The following is an 18,822-nucleotide window of genomic DNA, read 5'->3' on the forward strand; positions in this document are numbered from 1 at the left end:
GCGACATAAGGTCGCACACATCTGAAGACCTGTATTTGCTCGGCCATCTTGGCCCGTAGGCGCTCCGTTGGGGGGCGATGGCAATGACAAGAGGAGTGAATGGCATGATCCATCACGTAGTGGGACTGTTTACCCACCCCGATCAGGAATGGAAGGAGATCCGTGGCGACCAAGAGGAAAGCATCAGCCACATGTACCTGACGCATACGCTGATTCTAGCGGCGATCCCCGCTGTTTCGGCGTTCATCGGCACGACCCAGGTCGGCTGGGTGATCGGCAACCGCGCGCCGGTAATGCTCACGTTTGAAAGCGCTCTGTGGATGACCATCATGTCCTACCTGGCGATGCTCGGCGGGGTCGCGGTAATGGGCGCCTTCGTGCACTGGATGGCGCGCACCTATGACGCCAATCCAAGCCTGGCCCGCTGCGTGGCATTCGCCACTTACACGGCGACACCGTTGTTCGTCGGCGGTCTGGCGGCGCTGTATCCGCACATGTGGCTGGGGATGATCGTCGGTACGGCGGCCATCTGCTACACGGTCTATCTTTTGTATGTCGGCTTGCCGACGTTCATGAACATCCCTTCGGATGAAGGCTTTCTGTTTTCCAGCTCGGTGCTCGCGGTTGGGCTGGTGGTGCTGGTGGCGATCATGGCGTTCACTGTGATTGTCTGGGGCCTGGGTGTCGGGCCGGTCTATACCAACTGACCTGTTTCCTCCCTGAGAAAAACAACATCTGCCAATACAGGCCGCCGCAAGGCGGCCTTCTCGTTGGGGCGACGACCATTCGGCAGGTCGGCGATTCGCAAGTCGCCGGGGTTGCGGCATACTCGGCGTCTCTGGAGATCCATCAAGCATGCCCGAGCAACTCAATACCCGCGTCGAAGATTGTTACCAACTCGCTGAATCCTTTTTCAAACGTTCCTTCAAACGCCCCGTGGTCAGTCTCAAGCTGCGCGGGCAGAAAGCCGGTGTCGCGCATCTGCACGAGAACCTGCTGCGCTTCAACCCGCAGCTGTACCGGGAAAACACCGAACACTTCCTCAAGCAGACCGTGGCCCACGAAGTCGCCCACCTGATCGCTCATCAACTGTTCGGCGACCGCATCCAGCCCCATGGCGAGGAGTGGCAACTGATCATGCGCGGCGTCTACGAACTGCCGCCGGATCGCTGCCACACCTATGAAATCAAGCGGCGCAGCGTGACCCGCTATATCTACAAATGCCCGTGCCCCGACAGTGATTTCCCGTTTACCGCCCAGCGTCACGGTTTAGTGCGGCAAGGGCGGCGGTATCTGTGCCGGCGCTGCCGCAGTACGCTGGTGTTCAGTGGTGAAATGCGGGTGGAATAGTCAGTTTCTGCGGTGCCCTGACTGGCCCTTTCGCTGGCAAGCCAGCTCCCACAGGTTTTGTGAACACCTGGGAACCTGTGGGAGCTGGCTTGCCAGCGATGAGGCCGTTACAGGCGCTAAAGAATGACTTTGGCGCGACGCAGGTCTTCAATTTTCGAAGGGCTAAGTCCCAACTCCCCCAACACCTCATCCGTATGCTGCCCCAACCCCGCGCCAACATGCCTTGGCGCCGGCAACGCCTCGGAGAATTTCAACGGACAGGCCATCTGCGCCTGCGTCGTGCCATCGCCGCGCGGCACCTGGGTCACCAGCTCCCGCGCCTGTAACTGCGGATGGCGCAACGCCTCGCCCAAACTCAACACCGGCTCGACACAGGCGTCGACCCCGGCGAACAACTCACACAGTTCGGCAAAATCGTGCCGCTCGAATTCGATGCGCAACGCCTCTTTCAAGGCTTGTTGTTGCTCGGGCCTGGGCGATAACCCTTGCGCCGCCAGCTCCGGCCGGCCCAGCGCCGTGCACAATTGCTGCATGAACGCTGGCTCCAGACTGCCCACCGACATCCAGCGCCCATCCCGGGTGCGGTAATAGTCATAGAAACTGCCGCCGTTGAGCATCTGATCTTCGCGGCCCGGTTCCGCGCCGCAGGCCAGATAGCCAGCGCCGGCCATGGCGTTCAGGCTGAACGCGCAGTCGGTCATGCTCACATCCAGATGGGTGCCCTGCCCGGTTTGCTGACGGGCAATCACCGCTGCCAGCAAGCCGATCACGCCGTGTAGCGAGCCGCCCGCCACGTCTGCCACCTGCATGCCCAGCGGCAACGGCCCGCTGTCGGCGCGTCCGGTGTAACTGGCGAGCCCCGCCAGCGCCAGATAATTGATGTCATGTCCGGCGCGCTCCTTGTACGGCCCGCTCTGGCCGTAACCGCTGATCGACACATAAATCAGCTTTGGATTGATCGCTTTCAACGCTTCATAACCCAGGCCCAGACGCTCCATCACCCCGGGGCGAAACTGCTCGAGGACGATGTCGTATTCGCCCAGCAGTTGCTTGATGATCTGCAGCGCTTCGGGCTGTTTCAGGTCCAGCGCCAGACTGCGCTTGTTGCGGTTCAGATAGGCGTGGCTGGCTGAGACCCCGCCATCATGCGGCGGCAGCACCCGCAGCAGATCCATACGCGTCGGCGATTCGATGCGCAGCACCTCGGCGCCCATGTCCGCCAGCAGCAACGAGGCGAACGGCCCCGGCAGCAAGGTGGAGAAATCGAGAATCTTCAGTGAGGCCAGCGGTGCAGACATGGGTGAACTCCTTGGGCGATGTACTCAGCCTAGGCAGCCATTGCCGATGCGGCAATCACCGCAAATGTCAGCAGGTGTGACCGTTGCGCTCAAATTCCGGGCAAGAAAAAACCCGCCGAAGCGGGTTTTTCTGTGCAAGCGATGCTTACTTCACATTGCTCGGGGTTGGGCCTTCAGCCACACCCAGGTCGTCTTCTTCACGCTCATCGGAGATACCGCGACCGCCGGAAGCCAGCTCGGTCTGCAGTTGATCGGTGTCCAGCTCCTTGACCCACTTGGCCACTACGATGGTCGCTACAGCGTTACCGACCAGGTTGGTCAGTGCGCGGGCTTCGGACATGAAACGGTCGATACCGAGGATCAGCGCCAGACCGGCAACCGGCAGGTGACCTACTGCCGACAGTGTCGCGGCCAGGACGATGAAGCCCGAACCGGTCACACCTGCCGCGCCTTTGGAGGACAGCAGCAGCACCAGCAGCAGAGTGATCTGGTGGGTGATGTCCATGTGCGTATCAGTCGCCTGAGCGATGAACACGGCGGCCATGGTCAGGTAGATCGAAGTACCGTCGAGGTTGAACGAGTAACCGGTCGGGATCACCAGACCCACGACGGATTTCTTCGCGCCCAGACGCTCCATCTTGATCAGCATGCGTGGCAGTGCCGATTCCGACGAGGACGTACCCAGTACGATCAACAGCTCTTCACGGATGTAGCGCACCAGTTTGAACACGCTGAAACCGTGAGCCCGGCAGATCGCACCCAGCACCAGCACGACGAACAGGACGCAGGTGATGTAGAAGCAGATCATCAACTGGCCCAGTTGCACCAGCGAGCCGACACCGTAGGCACCGATGGTGAACGCCATGGCACCGAACGCACCCAGTGGCGCCAGTTTCATGATCATGTTGATGATGTTGAACATCACGTGGGCGAAGCGATCGATCATGTCCAGCAGCGGACGGCCGTACGAGCCGAGGCGATGCAGGGCGTAGCCGAAGATCACCGAGAACATCAGCACTTGCAGGATGTCACCGGTGGCGAACGCGCCGACGATGGTGTTCGGGATCACATTGAGGAGGAAACCGACAATGCTCTGGTCTTTACTGGCCGTCACGTAGGTGGCGATTTTCGAGGCGTCCAGGGTGGTGACGTCGATGTGCATGCCGGCGCCCGGTTGCACAACGTTGACCACGACCAGACCGATCAGCAGGGCAATGGTCGAAACGATTTCGAAGTACAGCAGCGCGTAGCCGCCGGTCTTGCCTACCGACTTCATGTTCTGCATGCCGGCGATGCCGCTGACAACAGTACAGAAGATGATCGGGGCGATGACCATTTTGATCAGCTTGATGAAGCCGTCACCCAGTGGCTTGAGGGCCACACCGGTCTGCGGATAGAAGTGACCGAGCAGGATGCCGATGGCGATGGCAACGATCACCTGGAAATACAGGGATTTGTACAGTGGCTGACGAGTCGTCATTGCAGGTTTCCTCAAGCGTCCAGCGGCAACATCCATCTGTCGAGCGCCGAACCTTAATTGCGAACCCTCCTGCACTGGAGGGATTTGTTGTTGGAACGGCATCCTCCCGGGCGGAAGAAGTGCACGCTTCTGTGGCTTGTATCGCAAACGTCGTGCCAGATTGGTGCAAATGGCAGCAAGCCTTTTGATATCAGGGCCTGCGGGAGTTCCCTGTCACCAATCAGCGACTTGAGGCATGGCGGATTTCCGCCAACTGAGCGTTCAGCGTCCTGCAATTTGGCGGAAATCCGCCTTGTGGCGTTGCCGGCCCGCCATTACGATCGGTGCCTGAACAAGGATTGCCGCTTATGCGCGAACGCACCATCGCCAGCCATTTCGCCCGTGCCGCCCTTGGCGGTGCGCGCCGGCGCGGCCTGGATTATTCAGGCCTGTTACAGCAACTGGGGATCAGCCCGGAGTTGCTCGACGAGCCCCGCGCGCGGATTGCCCCTGAGCAGTTCACCCGGCTGATTCAAGGGCTGTGGCTGGCGCTGGACGACGAATACCTGGGTTTCGGTAACGCCCCGAGCAAGCCCGGCAGCTTCGCCATGATGTGCCACGCCTCGATTCACTGCCGTAACCTGGAGAAAGCTCTGCAACGTGGCTTGTTGTTTTACAGCCTGTTCCCCGACGCTCCACGCCTGACCCTGCGTCGCGAAGACGAATGGGTGCGTTTGAGTCTGGACGACGCGCAGTGGTGGGACCCGGATCATTTTCTCAGCGAGAGTTTGTTGGTGATCTGGCACCGCCTCGGCAGTTGGCTGATCGGCCAGCGCATTCGCCTGGAGCAGGCAACCTTCAGCTATCCGCGCCCCGAGCACGGCAGCGAATATGACCTGCTGTTCCCCTGCCCGCTGACCTTTGATGCCGAGCAAAGCAGCCTGCTGTTTCACAGTCGCTATCTGGCCATGCCGCTGTTGCAGGACGAACGCACGCTCAAGCATTTTCTCGAACGCTCCCCCGCCGACCTACTCTCACGCCCGGACGACGGCGACAGCCTGAGCAGCCGTCTGCGCCGCTTGCTCAGTCGCGACGCTGCGAGTTGGCCGGATCTGGAAACCGTCGCCGCGCATCTGCATATCAGCCCGCAAACCTTGCGCCGGCATTTGCGCGAGGAAGGCAGCAGTTTTCAGGAACTCAAGGATCAGCTGCGGCGGGATATCGCCATCTACCATCTGGGTCGGGCGGAGCTGTCGTTGCAACAGATTGCCGAGCAGCTCGGGTTCTCTGAGCCTTCGGCGTTTCATCGGGCGTTCAAGAAATGGACGGGGCTGACACCGGGGGCTTATCGGGCGCAGGAGCAATGAGGCGCTAAATCAAAAGCCCCTCACCCTAACCCTCTCCCGGAGGGGAGAGGGGACTGATTGGGGGATGCTTGAGAAATACGCCGACCTGCAAGCTCTCTATTGAATCCATATTCGCTGCAAATCGCTCAGGTCGATAATTTTCCAAAGACACTTCGGTCAGTCCCCTCTACCTCTGGGAGAGGGTTAGGGTGAGGGCAGCTCGCAATCACACCGCAGGAAAATCAATCCTGAACGCCGCCCCGCCCATCGGTGAATCACCCAAGGCCAAACGGGCGTTGTAGCTTTCGATGATGTCCTTGACCACCGCCAGCCCGATGCCCTGCCCCGGATGCTGGGCATCCAGGCGTTCGCCGCGTTCGAGAATCCGCGCGCGCTGATCGAGTGGCACACCCGGCCCATCGTCCTCGACGCACAATTCGATCCCGGCCAAGGACTCGCGCACGCTGACCCGCACTTCGCCGAGGCACAGGCGATAGGCGTTTTCCAGCAGGTTGCCGAGCATTTCCAGCAAGGCGCCCTGCTCGATCGGCACGTAGCAGTGCTCCGGCAGATCAAAGGTCACGCGCACGTGTTTGTCGCGGTAGACCTTGTCCAGCGTATCGCACAGGCTTTTGAGCACCGGTCGCAGGCGCACCTGATGGCGGACCAGGCCGCTTTTGCGCAGGCTGGCCCGTTGCAGTTGGTAGCTGATCTGCTGGCTCATGCGTTCGATCTGGCTTTGCAGAACCCAGGCCTGGTCGCGGTCTGCGGGACGCTGGGCCATGTCTTCGCTGACGCCTTGCAGCACCGCCAACGGGGTTTTCAGGCTGTGGGCGAGGTCGTCGAGGGAGTCGCGGTAGCGGCTGCGTTGCTGGCGTTCGCTGAGCAGCAAGCGGTTGAGCGAGCCGGTCAGGCGCAGCAGTTCACGCGGGTGTTTTTCCGTCAGGCTTTCGCGGGTACCGCCTTCGATTTCGTCGAGTTCCTGGCTCAATCGGCGCAAGGCCTTGAGGCCCCAGGTCAAGCCGATCCATAGCAGCGCCAGCAATACCAGCAACGCCGCACCGAAGCCCAGATAGAGATTTTCGCGCAGGCCTTCCAGGGTGGTTTCGTATTCACGTACCGGTTGCAGAGCGACGATGCTGAACGCTGCGCTTTTGCCGCCGAGCAATTTGACTTCGACGTCGTAGACGAAGAATTCTTGACCGCTGGCTTCACGGATGCGCGCGAACTCATTGCCGAGGCCGTCGTAGCGCGGTTTGTAGTTGATCTGTTCTTCCTGGGTGGCTTTCGAACGCCACACCAACTTGCCGTCGCGGTCGTAGATATAGCCGAGCAAACGGAAGTCGGTGAGGTTGAAGCGTTCGTCCGGCAATTGCGACGGCATCACCAGCCGACCGTTTTCCACCCGGGCGGCGGAGATCAATGTGGTGACATCGGAGGCCAGACGTTGCTCGATCGAGTCCTGCAAGGCAAGGCTGAAGGCACCCTGCATCGCCGGCAGCAAGGCAAGCATGAACAACACCGCCAACGTGGTGGCGGCGAGCATCAAGCGAACGCGAAGGGAACGGATCAAGTGCAGCGCTCATTGAACAGGTAGCCGAGGCCGCGCACGGTGTCGATCGGCTTGAACCCGGCCGGGCCTTCGAGCTTGCGGCGCAGACGGCCGACCAGCACTTCAATGACATTAGGATCGCGCTCGTCGTCATCCGGATACAGCTGCTCCATCAAGCGATCCTTGGGCACCACCTGCTGATGGTGGCGCATGAGGTATTCGAGGATGCGGTATTCGTAAGCAGTCAGCGCCAGCGGTTGCTCATCGAGGCTGGCCTGTTTGCGATTGAGGTCGAGCAGCAACGGCCCGGCGACGATGGTCGACTGGGTGAAACCGCTGGAGCGGCGCAGCAATGCGTTCAGGCGTGCGTCGAGTTCTTCGAACTGGAACGGCTTGACCACGTAATCGTCGGCACCGGCGGCGAGGCCTTCGACCTTGTCCTGCCAGTTGCCGCGCGCGGTGAGTATCAGGATCGGGAAGGTCTTGCCGCCCGAGCGCAACTGGCGGATCAGGTCGAGCCCGCCCATGCCCGGCAGGCCGAGATCGATCACCGCGAGATCGAAGTTGTACTGGCCGGTCTGGTACAGCGCCTCCTCGGCATTGGCCACGGACTCGACCACATGACCGCTCTCCGTCAGACGGGTTTGCAGGTGATGACGCAACAGCGCCTCGTCTTCGACGACCAACAGTTTCATGCTTTTCTCCCTATCTCTTGAACTCTCCAGGCAACTACCTGTGGGAGCGAGCCTGCTCGCGAATACGGTGGATCAGCCAAGCAAGTGTCGGCCGATACACCCATTTCGCGAGCAGGCTCGCTCCCACACTTCAAACTGCGACAACCGCTTAGAAATAGTAGTTGGCCGACAGGTAGGTCTGCGCGCTGCTGGTCAAGTCCAGCGAGCCCTGTTTGCTGCCGCCGCTTTCTTTCATTTCGGTGCTGGCGTTGCTGCGCAGGTAACGGTAACCGAGTTCCACCGAGGTGTTCTGCGAAACTTGCTGCAACACACCGACCTGGCCACCGATGGCGTAACCGATGTCGCTGTCACGGCTGAAGCCGGGCGAATCCTGCGTCAGCTTGGTCAGACCGGCCGTGGCGCCGCCGAACAATTTGGTGCTGCCGCCCACTGGATAGAACAGGTCATAGCTGCCGAGCAGATTTTCCTGGCGCAGTTTAACGCCATTGTGCGAGCCGGAAACGTTGTCATAGGTGGCGTAGTAGCGGCCCTGGCTGTTTTGCTGACCGAGGCGCATGCCGTAGGTGTTGTTGCCGTCGATGGCCCCAGTGACGTTGGGGTTGCCGAGGTTGTTGTTGAGCGCGTGGGACTTGTCGATCTTGTCGCTGGTCTGGCCGAATGTCAGGCTGGCGAAGTTGCTGGTGTCGTCGGCATTCGCCGCGATGCTGGAGCCTAACAGGGTAAAAGCCAGCAGCAATTTGTTTAAACGAGTCATGGGTATTTCCTCTTTCACAGTGCTGTTTGGGTATGGCGCAAGGTTACTGAGCCGCCCCTGTACGGCCCCTGAACCGTCTCTGAACCTGACCTGAACCAGATCGACTAGGCTGTTCTGACCACTTTCAATAAGGACACCCGACCATGCGCCTGTTCCTCGCCCTCACTTTGCTGGCGGTCAGCAGCCTCACCCAGGCTGCGATCAAGACTGAAGAAATCCCCTACCAAAGCGCCGACGGCAGCAAACTGATCGGCTACTACGCCTACGACGACGCGATCAAAGGCCCACGCCCCGGCGTTGTCGTGGTCCACGAATGGTGGGGGCTGAACGATTACGCCAAGCGCCGCGCGCGGGATCTCGCCGAACTCGGCTACAGCGCGCTGGCCATCGACATGTATGGCGAAGGCAAGAACACCGAGCACCCGAAAGACGCCATGGCCTTCATGCAGGCGGCGACCAAGGATGCCGATGCCGCCAGTAAACGCTTCGCCGCCGGGCTCGATCTGTTGAAGAAGCAAAAGCAGACCGACCCGAACAAAATCGCCGCCATCGGCTATTGCTTCGGTGGCGCCGTGGTGCTCAATGCCGCGCGTCAGGGTGTGCCGCTGGCCGGTGTGGTGAGTTTCCACGGAGCGCTGGCGACCAAGACCCCGGCGACTCCGGGCAGCGTCAAGGCGAAAATCCTCGTCGAGCATGGGGCGCTGGACAGCATGGTCACTCAGGACAATGTCACCGCGTTCAAGGCAGAAATGGACAAGGCCGGGGCGGACTACAAGTTCGTCAGTCTGGATGGCGCCAAGCATGGTTTCAGCAATCCGGATGCCGATCGTTTGAGCCATGGCGAGCATGGCGGGCCGGACATTGGTTACAACAAGGCGGCGGATGAGAAGTCGTGGGCGGATATGCAGGCGTTCTTCAAGAAGATTTTCGGTTGAGTCAGTAACGCCGAGGCGCGGCTTTCGCGAGCAGGCTCGCTCCCACACTGGATATCTGTCGCGCAGAAGATCCCCTGTGGGAGCGAGCCTGCTCGCGAAGGCTTCACCGCCGATCTCGACCTCGCCCCGACTAACCGGCAAAATGCCCGCCATGCATACCACCCCCGCCCTGCCCGCCTGCTGCACTGCGCTCGACAGCCACTGGCCGTTGCCGACGGTCCTGGCCGATACCGTGCTGCTCAGTACTCACTTCGACCCGGCCCGACTGCTTGGCGATGACTTCCAGCGCAGCGCTGTGCTGGCGCCGCCGAGCATTCAGCGCTCGGTGGCCAAGCGTCAGGCCGAGTTTCTCGCTGGACGCATCTGCGCCCGGGCCGCGCTGCAACAACTCGAAGGTCTGTATATCGTCCCGCCGATCGGCGAAGACCGCGCCCCGGTGTGGCCGGCGCATATCTGCGGTTCGATCACTCACAGCACCGGCCGTGCGGCGGCGATTGTTGCCAACAAGCAGCACTGGCGCGGCTTGGGCATGGATCTGGAAAACCTGTTGAGCCATGAGCGCGCCGAACGCTTGGCCGGGGAAATTCTCACCCCGGCGGAATTGCAGCGCATGGCGGCGGGTTCTCAGGAGCAACTGGCGCTGCGGGTGACCCTGACGTTTTCGGTCAAAGAGAGTTTGTTCAAGGCGCTCTACCCGATCGTGCAGCAGCGCTTTTATTTCGAGCATGCCGAAGTGCTGGAATGGACTGAGGCGGGACAGGTCAGGCTGCGGTTGTTGACGGATCTGTCGAGCGAATGGCGCAATGGATCGGAGCTGGAGGCGCAGTTCGGCGTGCAGGATGGGCAGTTGTTGAGCCTGGTCAGTATTCCTGCCTGAAGTTTTGCATTGCCTGTAATGGCGCCTTCGCGAGCAGGCTCGCTCCCACAGGGGATTGCATTTCAAATGTGGGAGCGAGCCTGCTCGCGAAGGCGGTATACCGAATCTCAGCGGCGCTCCTGATTCCTCGGCCAACTCAGACTGAAACACGCCCCGCCCAGGCTCTTGCTCTTGCCAATGATCGCGCGGCCGTCGTGCCAGTGAATGATCCGCCGCACAATCGACAACCCCAGACCATGCCCGCCCGAGGCGCGCGTGCGGCTATCGTCGAGGCGCAGAAACGGCGTGAAGATCCGCTCCCAAGCCACTTCCGGCACGCCCGGCCCGTCATCCTCGACGTCGATCCGGCAGCGCAACTGGCCGACCTGATAACTCACCGTCACCTGCGAATGCGCATGGCGCATCGCGTTGCCCACCAGATTCTGCAGCGCTCGGTGCAGATAACGCGGTTCGGCCTCGACCCAGGCGCCGTCATTGTCGGCAGATGAAAGACACAAACCGCGCTGCACCGTGACCTCGGCGCGCAGCGGCGCCAATTCTTCGATCACCTGATTGACCAGCGCATCCAGATCGACTCGCTGGAAAGTCAGCGCCGGCGAGCCTTGCTCCAGTCGTGCGTAGGTGAGCATTTCGTCGACCAGCTTATCGAGGTCTTCAATGTCGTGATCCATGCCTTCACGGTATTTCTCCAGTGCCTGCGGGGTGGTGGCCGTGCCGATCATTTCCAGCCCGAAACGCAACCGTGCCACTGGGGTACGCAGTTCATGAGACACCGCGCGCACCAGTTCACGCTGGATCGCCAGCAACTGTTGCAAGTGCTCAGCCATGCCATTGAACGCCGACGCAAGCCGCCCGACAGAGTCAGCGCCGCGCGCCGGCACACGAGTTTCCAGGCTGCCCTTGGCAATGCGCGTGGCCGCTGCTTCGAGACCGCGCAAACGCCGCTCAAGCTGACGCACCAGCAGATAAACGATGAGACCGATCAGCGTCAGACCGAGCGCGGCAATCAATACCAGCCATTCCGGCGGGTAAGGATTCATCTGATACAGCGGGCCGATTTCCAGCACCCACGGCGTGCCGACCATGCCGGCAAACACGCGGATCGAATCGCCGCCCTTGCCCAGCGCCATCACCGTGTCGCCCTCGGCCACGCGACGACTCTGGTCTTCGTCCATGTCGGCGTCATTTACCGTGACCAGACGCAGATCGAAGCCGAAGCCCTTTTCCTGCTTTATCTGCGCCAGACGTTTGGGCTGCTCACCCACCGGCACCCGCACCAGTTCATCGGCCAGCAGGTAAATAGTCGCCCTAGCCAGTTGCTCGCTGATCTGCTGCACCTCTCCTACCAGTACAAGCTGCTCTTTTTCACTGATCAGCCGATAGACCTTGGCCGCGTGTGGCCCGGTCTGCTCGACCAGCGCCTGACCGCGCAGGACACGGGTGCGCTGGGCCAGATCGAGGTCGGTTTCGGCGAATTTCTTCAGTGTCAGCGGAATACCGAGCAGCCGCTCCCACACCAGAAGCGCGCGATGACGCTCGGTCTGGTTCATCGGTTGCAGGTTGTCGGCCATCAGCGAAAAGGTGCCGTGGGCCAGGCGTTCACGATATTGCTCGCTGCGCACCTGATTGAGCAGGTTCAGCGCCAGCACGCCGAGCACCGCCACCAGAATCAGCGCGGCGCACATGCCGCCGTAGATGCGCAGGAAGATCGAATTCACAGCGCCAGGTCTGCGCAGGCCTCAGGGACGAACAGGTAGCCTTTGCTGCGAATGGTCTTGATCAGGCGCGGATGATCGGGGTCGTCGCCGATTTTCGGGCGGATGCGCGAGATGCGCACGTCGATCGAGCGGTCCTGGCCGTCATAGCCGATGCCGCGTAATGCAGTGAAGATTTCTTCCCGGGAAAGAATCCGCCCGGCATTGGACACCAGCAGCCAGAGCAGGTCGAACTCGGCGCTGGTCAGCTCGATGCCGTTGTCGCTCAGCCAGGCTTCGCGCAATGCGTTGTCGACCACCAGTGGACCGAATTGCAACCGCCGGGATTTTTCCGCGACCGGCTCCGGTGTGTCACTGCGTCGCAGCAACGCCTGGATGCGCGCCAGCAACAAGCGCGGGCGCACCGGTTTGCACACATAGTCGTCGGCACCGAGGTCGAGGCCGTGGATCTGATCAGCGTCATCGGTGCGCGCGGTGAGCATCAGGATCGGCCCGTCGTACTGGCTGCGCACCTTGCGGCAGATGCTCAGGCCATCTTCGCCGGGCAGCATCAGATCGAGGATCACCAGATCCGGCTGCTCCTTGATGATCCGCGCCGCCGCCAGCGCACCGTTGCCTTCGATCTCGACGCGCAGGCCATTGGCTTGCAGGTAATCGCGGGTGAGCTCGGCCAGTCGCTGGTCATCCTCGACGATCAATACCTGCCAGGTTTGTTGCTCCACCGGTGACCTCTGCTTGCTGTTTTTATTAAAAGAAGAAAGACAATCGCCTGACACGGACAAAACCTGTGGGAGCGAGCCTGCTCGCGAAAGCGTCTGTTGCTTCAACCTGAATGCTCAGTGGTCAACCGATTCGCGAGCAGGCTCGCTCCCACAATCCTGCGTGTATCTCCCGATCATCTGTCATGTTTCAGGAGGATAAAAATGCCCGTGCACCCAGCGATTGTATAAACGCCGATCACCCGGAAAACAAGTCGGTAAATGCGTTCGGACAAGGCGGAATTCTGTGATAGGGTTCGCGCCCTTAAAAAACCGCTGAAGCGTTTTTCCAGGCAAAAAAACAGTGACAAACGGTCTGGCTCAGCAGGTTCGCGGCCTACACGCGTTTTACCTGTTTCTTACACAAATTACGCACAGGCTTATCCACAGGTAGTACGTTGCAATCCCCCCCTGAAACGCATTATCTTGTAGCACGGCGAAAACGGAGACCCTACATATAGGGTTTTCACCTAAAACGCCCAACCACATTTCAGACCTGAAACTCAAGCGCTTTATGGCCGGTTTCCGGTAGAACAAGCGAGTTTTTTCAAGCCCAAACCGCACTGGCGGATGGCACCGTTTTATTTGGTCCGAAACGGACAAAACGGTATGGGTGTTGCAGTCATGACTGCCACCCGCGAAGGAATCCGGTGGCGAGCTTCGGCTCGTAACCAAAACTTCGGCAAGGATGCGGCGTTGCAGCCTTTTTCCTACTGTTCCGAAGTTTGTAATGCCGACGCCCGTCGGTTGCAGTGCTTCGGTACAGAACGGTGAGCACCATGACGGTGCCAAACAAACATAGAGAATGTGGAGACCACCCCCCATGCAAACCGACACAACTCGCGAGAACCCGCAGGGCACCTTGCCGCAGGCCGCCGATTCGACTTCGGATCTGGCAGCCACCGCGCCTGGCCAGCTGCGCGTGATCAAGCGTAATGGCACTGTCGTTCCTTACACCGATGACAAGATCACCGTCGCTATCACCAAAGCGTTCCTCGCAGTTGAGGGCGGCACCGCTGCCGCTTCGTCGCGAATCCACGACACCGTTGCGCGCCTGACCGAACAGGTCACTGCGACCTTCAAGCGTCGCATGCCATCGGGCGGCACCATCCACATCGAAGAAATCCAGGACCAGGTCGAACTGGCCCTGATGCGTGCCGGCGAGCAGAAAGTTGCACGCGACTACGTGATCTACCGTGACGGCCGTTCGAAAGAGCGCGCAGCTCACGCTCCTGCCGAAGCAGCAGTCAACGCGCACCCGTCGATCCGCATCACCCGCGCCGACGGCAGCCTCGCGCCGCTGGACATGGGCCGCCTGAACACCATCGTTACCGAAGCCTGCGAAGGTCTGGAAGAAGTCGACGGCGACCTTATCCAGCGCGAAACCCTGAAGAACCTGTACGACGGCGTGGCCCTGACCGACGTCAACACCGCGCTGGTGATGACCGCCCGTACCCTGGTTGAGCGCGAGCCGAACTACTCGTTCGTTACCGCCCGCCTGCTGATGGACACCCTGCGTGCCGAAGGCCTGAACTTCCTCGAAGTCGCCGAAAGCGCCACCCATCACGAAATGGCCGACCTGTACGCCAAGGCACTGCCGGCCTACATCGCCAAAGGTATCGAGTTCGAACTGCTGAACCCTGTGCTGGCCACCTTCGACCTGGAAAAACTGGGCAAGGCGATCAACCACGAGCGCGATCAGCAATTCACCTACCTGGGCCTGCAGACCCTGTACGACCGCTACTTCATCCACAAGGATGGCGTGCGTTTCGAACTGCCGCAGATCTTCTTCATGCGCGTGGCCATGGGCCTTGCGATCGAAGAGAAGCAGAAAGAAGACCGTGCGATCGAGTTCTACAACCTGCTGTCCTCGTTCGACTACATGGCTTCGACCCCGACCCTGTTCAACGCCGGTACCCTGCGTCCACAGCTGTCGAGCTGCTACCTGACCACCGTGCCGGATGACCTGTCGGGCATCTATCACGCGATCCACGACAACGCCATGCTGTCGAAATTTGCCGGCGGTCTGGGCAACGACTGGACGCCTGTTCGTGCGCTGGGTTCGTACATCAAGGGCACCAACGGCAAGTCGCAAGGCGTTGTGCCGTTCCTCAAAGTAGTGAACGACACCGCTGTGGCCGTGAACCAGGGTGGCAAGCGCAAAGGCGCGGTGTGTGCCTACCTGGAAACCTGGCACATGGACATCGAAGAGTTCATCGAGCTGCGCAAGAACACCGGTGACGATCGTCGTCGTACCCACGACATGAACACCGCCAACTGGATCCCTGACCTGTTCATGAAGCGCGTCTTCGATGACGGCAAGTGGACCCTGTTCTCGCCATCCGAAGTACCGGACCTGCACGACCTGACCGGTAAAGCCTTCGAAGAGCGCTACGAGTACTACGAAGCGCTGACCGAGTACCCGGGCAAGGTCAAGCTGTTCAAGACCATCCAGGCCAAAGACCTGTGGCGCAAGATGCTGTCCATGCTGTTCGAAACCGGCCACCCATGGCTGACTTTCAAGGACCCGTGCAACCTGCGCAGCCCGCAGCAGCACGTCGGCGTGGTCCACAGCTCGAACCTGTGCACCGAGATCACCTTGAACACCAACAAGGACGAAATCGCCGTTTGCAACCTGGGCTCGATCAACCTGCCGAACCACATCGTCGACGGCAAGCTCGATACCGCCAAGCTGCAACGCACCGTGAACACCGCCGTGCGCATGCTCGATAACGTGATCGACATCAACTACTACTCGGTGCCGCAAGCGAAGAACTCCAACTTCCGCCACCGTCCGGTCGGTCTGGGCATCATGGGCTTCCAGGACGCTCTGTACCTGCAGCACATCGCCTACGGCTCCGACGCGGCCGTCGAGTTCGCCGACAAGTCGATGGAAGCGGTCAGCTACTACGCGATCCAGGCTTCCTGCGACCTGGCCGACGAGCGCGGCGCCTACGAGACGTTCAACGGTTCGCTGTGGTCCAAGGGCATCCTGCCGCTGGATTCGCAACAGATCCTGATCGAACAGCGTGGCGAGAAGTACATCGACGTCGACCTGAAGGAAACCCTCGACTGGGCACCGGTTCGCGCCCGTGTACAGAAAGGCATCCGTAACTCGAACATCATGGCCATCGCACCGACCGCGACCATCGCCAACATCACTGGCGTTTCGCAGTCGATCGAACCGACCTACCAGAACCTGTACGTGAAATCGAACCTGTCGGGCGAATTCACCGTGATCAACCCGTACCTGGTTCGCGACCTGAAGGCTCGCGGTCTGTGGGACTCGGTGATGATCAACGACCTGAAGTACTACGACGGTTCGGTGCAGCAGATCGAGCGCATTCCGCAAGAACTCAAAGAGCTCTATGCGACCGCGTTCGAAGTGGACACCAAGTGGATCGTTGACGCCGCCAGCCGTCGTCAGAAGTGGATCGACCAGGCCCAGTCGCTGAACCTGTACATCGCCGGCGCATCGGGCAAGAAGCTCGACGTGACCTACCGCATGGCCTGGTACCGTGGTCTGAAAACCACCTACTACCTCCGTGCCCTGGCCGCGACCAGCACCGAGAAGTCGACCATCAACACCGGTAAGCTGAACGCTGTTTCCAGCGGCGGCAACCACGGCGACGATTCGGTTCTGGCCGCTCCGGCAGGTCCGGCGCCAGTGCCAAAGGCCTGCGCGATCGACGAGCCGGATTGCGAAGCTTGCCAATAAGCTGAGCTGAGATCAGGCGTTGCGAGACGCCTGGGATCTCGAGACAAAAGAAAACCCCCGACAGACTTCAGGTTTGTTGGGGGTTTTGTTTTTTGGCGGCCTTGGCGGCCTCTGGGCCGACCAGGCTCTTGGGGTTTTGGGTGAATATCCGTTTTCTCGGTGCTGCGGCTGGCGGTTTCGCTCTTACAGCGAGTCACCTTTTTCAGACGCCAAAAAGGTAACCCAAAAGGCTTTGCCCCGGCGTACGGCCCGCTCGCTGGAGCTCGGGGTACCTTCGTTACGGGACCGTTCCGGGCGCAGCGGCTCCGGTTGGCTTCGCTGCACCTACACTCGCTGTGTACGACTGCGTCGTACGGTCGCTGCGCTCCCACCCCCGGATCGATCCCGTAACGAAGCCTGCCGAAGGGGCAAAAGATCAAAAGCCGGATCAAAAGCCAGAGCAAAAGCAAAAGCAAAAGCCAGATCAAAAGATCGCAGCCTTCGGCAGCTCCTACAGTTGGATTGGGTACCACTTCAAGAACAGGTCGGCTGACAGGCCGCCTTCGCGAGCAAGCTCGCTCCCACAAAAAGGCAAAAGCAGCGCAGCTGCCCGCGGCGAAGCCGCCCCACTCAACAATGAGCGCAAGCTCGAGTGCTCTTGATCTTGATCCACCGGCGACGTCGGAAGGCTGAGCGGAGGGATTGATCCGGGCGTGGGAGCGCAGCGACCGTCTGGCGCAGCCAGACACAGCGGAAGGAGGTGCAGCGAAGCAAACCGGAGCCGCTGCGACCGGATCGATCCCGCAGCGAAGGAACCCGAGCCTGCGAGGGCCGAACGCAGGAGCTAGCGTTTTTTGCTTACTTTTTTAGGCGCTTGTAAAAAAGTAAGTCGCCGTCAGGCGAAACCGCCAGCAGCCGCTACCGAAGCAACGGATATTCACCCAAAACCCAACAGCCTGGTCGGCCCAAAGGCCGCCACGGCCCCAAAAAAAAAGCCCCTCAAAACCGAGGGGCCCAAAAAACCAGTCAGAAACCCGAATCAGGTCATCTGAATAATGGTCTGCATAATCGTGCTCTGCGTCGAAATGGTCTTGGCGTTCGCCTGATAGTTGCTCTGACCCTTGATCAGATCAACCAGCTCATTGGTCAGGTTAACGTTCGACTCTTCCAGCGAGTTGGACACCACCTCACCCAACGTACCGGTCTTCGGCGCGTCGTAGCCTGGAATACCCGAAGCGAACGTCTCTTTCCAGCTAGTGCCACCGACAGCCTGCAAGCCCTGCTCGTTGGTGAAACTGGCCAGTGCAACCTGACCAATCGCCTTGCTCTGGTTGTTGCTGAAGTTGGCGAACAGCGTACCGGTGCCGTCGATGGTCAGGTTAGTGATCTGGCCAGTGGCGTAACCATCCTGAGTCGGGATCGTACGCGAGGTATCAGCGTTGTACTGAGTGGTGTTGGCCATCGAGATGGTCACGCCATTCGGGTTCGCTGCCGCGCCGTTAGGCGTAAACACGCCATTGGTCACAGTGCCCGGCACCCAGCCGGTCATCTTCAGATCGCTGCTGATGATCGGGTTGGCTGGATCCGCCGGGTTAGGCGTGCTCACCTGAACCAGCTTGCCGGAGCTGTCGAACGACAATGTCGAGGCAACCGGCGCAGTGGTCACAGGGTTGCTGCCGGTAGCGTCCGGGTTACGGCCATCGACCAGGGTGTAAACCTTCCAGGTGTTCCCGCCAGTCTTGACCATGTACTGGTCCATGACGTGGGCGTTGCCCTGGGTGTCATAGATCGGTGTGCTGAAGGACTTGGTGTAAGTCTCAGGCTTCGACGGATCAAACTTGACGGCGCTGGCGCCGGTATCAACGATCACTGGCGAAGACGAATTGAGGTTGATGCTCGAGGTCACCGCAGAAGACGACTTCGGCGCCAGGTTCGAAGTGTCGATCTTCAGATCGGTCAACACGCCGTTGATGATCTTGCCGTTGGCATCCACACCGTAACCCTGCAGACGCGAGGTGTAGTCGGTGTTGGTGATGTAACCGGCGTTGTCGACCTTGAACGTACCGGCACGGGTGTACGAAATCGAGCCGTTGTTGCTCATGGTGAAGAAACCGGAACCGTTGATGCCCATGTCCAGCACGTTGCCAGTGTTGTTGATGTCACCCTGGGTGAACTGCTGGGAAACGTTGGCCAGGCGCACGCCGTTGCCGATCACTTTGCTGCCGCTGCCCAGACGAGTCGACGAATAGACGTCTTCGAATTCTGCGCGCGAGGATTTGAAACCGGCGGTGGCGACGTTGGCGATGTTGTTGCCGGTTACGTCGAGTTGTTTGTTGGCGGCATAGAGACCGCTAAGGCCGATGTTAAAAGACATGTTCCACTCCTT

At 60.3% G+C, this 18,822-nt stretch carries 14 protein-coding genes; 6 read left to right on the top strand and 8 right to left on the bottom strand.

All coding sequences use genetic code 11. The features are described from left to right. Window positions 1–104 precede the first annotated feature (104 nt). Both AB4N41_RS01675 and AB4N41_RS01680 read left to right on the top strand, forming a co-directional pair. The gene (locus AB4N41_RS01675; protein WP_016773629.1) at window positions 105–707 is read left to right on the top strand and encodes a Yip1 family protein; all 603 of its coding nucleotides are present in this window, start codon (window positions 105–107) and stop codon (window positions 705–707) included. A gap of 148 nt (window positions 708–855) precedes the next feature. Beyond that, a complete protein-coding gene (locus tag AB4N41_RS01680) occupies window positions 856–1,350 on the top strand; it encodes a SprT family zinc-dependent metalloprotease (RefSeq protein ID WP_024013976.1) in 495 nt (164 codons plus the stop codon). A 116-nt stretch (window positions 1,351–1,466) separates the two neighbouring features. Here the strand turns inward: AB4N41_RS01680 and AB4N41_RS01685 are convergent, their stop codons facing one another. After that, window positions 1,467–2,648, bottom strand: coding sequence for a CaiB/BaiF CoA transferase family protein (locus AB4N41_RS01685; RefSeq protein WP_252876742.1), 1,182 nt, complete (start codon window positions 2,646–2,648; stop codon window positions 1,467–1,469). Between the two features lie 145 nt (window positions 2,649–2,793). After that, window positions 2,794–4,128, bottom strand: a complete 1,335-nt coding sequence (locus AB4N41_RS01690) for a dicarboxylate/amino acid:cation symporter (RefSeq protein WP_024013978.1) — start codon at window positions 4,126–4,128, stop codon at window positions 2,794–2,796. A 347-nt stretch (window positions 4,129–4,475) separates the two neighbouring features. Here AB4N41_RS01690 and AB4N41_RS01695 point away from each other — a divergent pair, with 347 nt between their 5' ends. Further along, window positions 4,476–5,474 (top strand): AraC family transcriptional regulator, encoded by a 999-nt coding sequence (locus tag AB4N41_RS01695; protein WP_252876743.1) that lies wholly within the window; start codon window positions 4,476–4,478, stop codon window positions 5,472–5,474. A 205-nt stretch (window positions 5,475–5,679) separates the two neighbouring features. Here the strand turns inward: AB4N41_RS01695 and AB4N41_RS01700 are convergent, their stop codons facing one another. From AB4N41_RS01700 to AB4N41_RS01710, 3 genes are all read right to left on the bottom strand, one after another. Continuing rightward, a complete protein-coding gene (locus tag AB4N41_RS01700) occupies window positions 5,680–7,026 on the bottom strand; it encodes an ATP-binding protein (protein WP_252876744.1) in 1,347 nt (448 codons plus the stop codon). After that, the gene (locus tag AB4N41_RS01705) at window positions 7,023–7,700 is read right to left on the bottom strand and encodes a response regulator transcription factor (RefSeq protein WP_016773623.1); all 678 of its coding nucleotides are present in this window, start codon (window positions 7,698–7,700) and stop codon (window positions 7,023–7,025) included. Before AB4N41_RS01705 ends, AB4N41_RS01700 begins: the two co-directional genes overlap by 4 nt. 148 nt (window positions 7,701–7,848) lie before the next feature. Further along, on the bottom strand, window positions 7,849–8,454 hold the full coding sequence (locus AB4N41_RS01710; protein ID WP_252876745.1) for a porin family protein: 606 nt from the start codon (window positions 8,452–8,454) through the stop codon (window positions 7,849–7,851). A gap of 143 nt (window positions 8,455–8,597) precedes the next feature. Here AB4N41_RS01710 and AB4N41_RS01715 point away from each other — a divergent pair, with 143 nt between their 5' ends. Then, complete coding sequence (locus tag AB4N41_RS01715) at window positions 8,598–9,389, top strand: dienelactone hydrolase family protein (protein ID WP_095181575.1); 792 nt, start codon at window positions 8,598–8,600, stop codon at window positions 9,387–9,389. A gap of 151 nt (window positions 9,390–9,540) precedes the next feature. After that, window positions 9,541–10,266, top strand: a complete 726-nt coding sequence (locus AB4N41_RS01720) for a 4'-phosphopantetheinyl transferase family protein (protein ID WP_252876746.1) — start codon at window positions 9,541–9,543, stop codon at window positions 10,264–10,266. A gap of 107 nt (window positions 10,267–10,373) precedes the next feature. Here AB4N41_RS01720 and AB4N41_RS01725 read toward each other — a convergent pair whose 3' ends face one another. Next, entirely contained in the window at window positions 10,374–11,984 is a 1,611-nt protein-coding gene (locus tag AB4N41_RS01725; protein ID WP_252876747.1) for an ATP-binding protein, read from the bottom strand. Next, window positions 11,981–12,703 carry a response regulator gene (locus tag AB4N41_RS01730; protein ID WP_056788095.1) on the bottom strand — a complete coding sequence of 241 codons (723 nt, stop codon included), beginning with the start codon at window positions 12,701–12,703 and terminating at the stop codon, window positions 11,981–11,983. Before AB4N41_RS01730 ends, AB4N41_RS01725 begins: the two co-directional genes overlap by 4 nt. Before the next feature lie 859 nt (window positions 12,704–13,562). Between AB4N41_RS01730 and AB4N41_RS01735 the strand changes: the two genes are divergently transcribed. After that, the gene (locus tag AB4N41_RS01735; protein WP_024013986.1) at window positions 13,563–16,457 is read left to right on the top strand and encodes a ribonucleoside-diphosphate reductase subunit alpha; all 2,895 of its coding nucleotides are present in this window, start codon (window positions 13,563–13,565) and stop codon (window positions 16,455–16,457) included. Between the two features lie 1,018 nt (window positions 16,458–17,475). On the opposite strand, the gene flgE is transcribed toward AB4N41_RS01735, so the two are convergent. Beyond that, window positions 17,476–18,810: a flagellar hook protein FlgE gene (gene flgE / locus AB4N41_RS01740; protein ID WP_041479563.1), complete on the bottom strand. Its 1,335-nt coding sequence runs from the start codon at window positions 18,808–18,810 to the stop codon at window positions 17,476–17,478. Between the last annotated feature and the right edge of the window lie 12 nt (window positions 18,811–18,822).

This window comes from Pseudomonas sp. S2_A10, assembly GCF_054668465.1.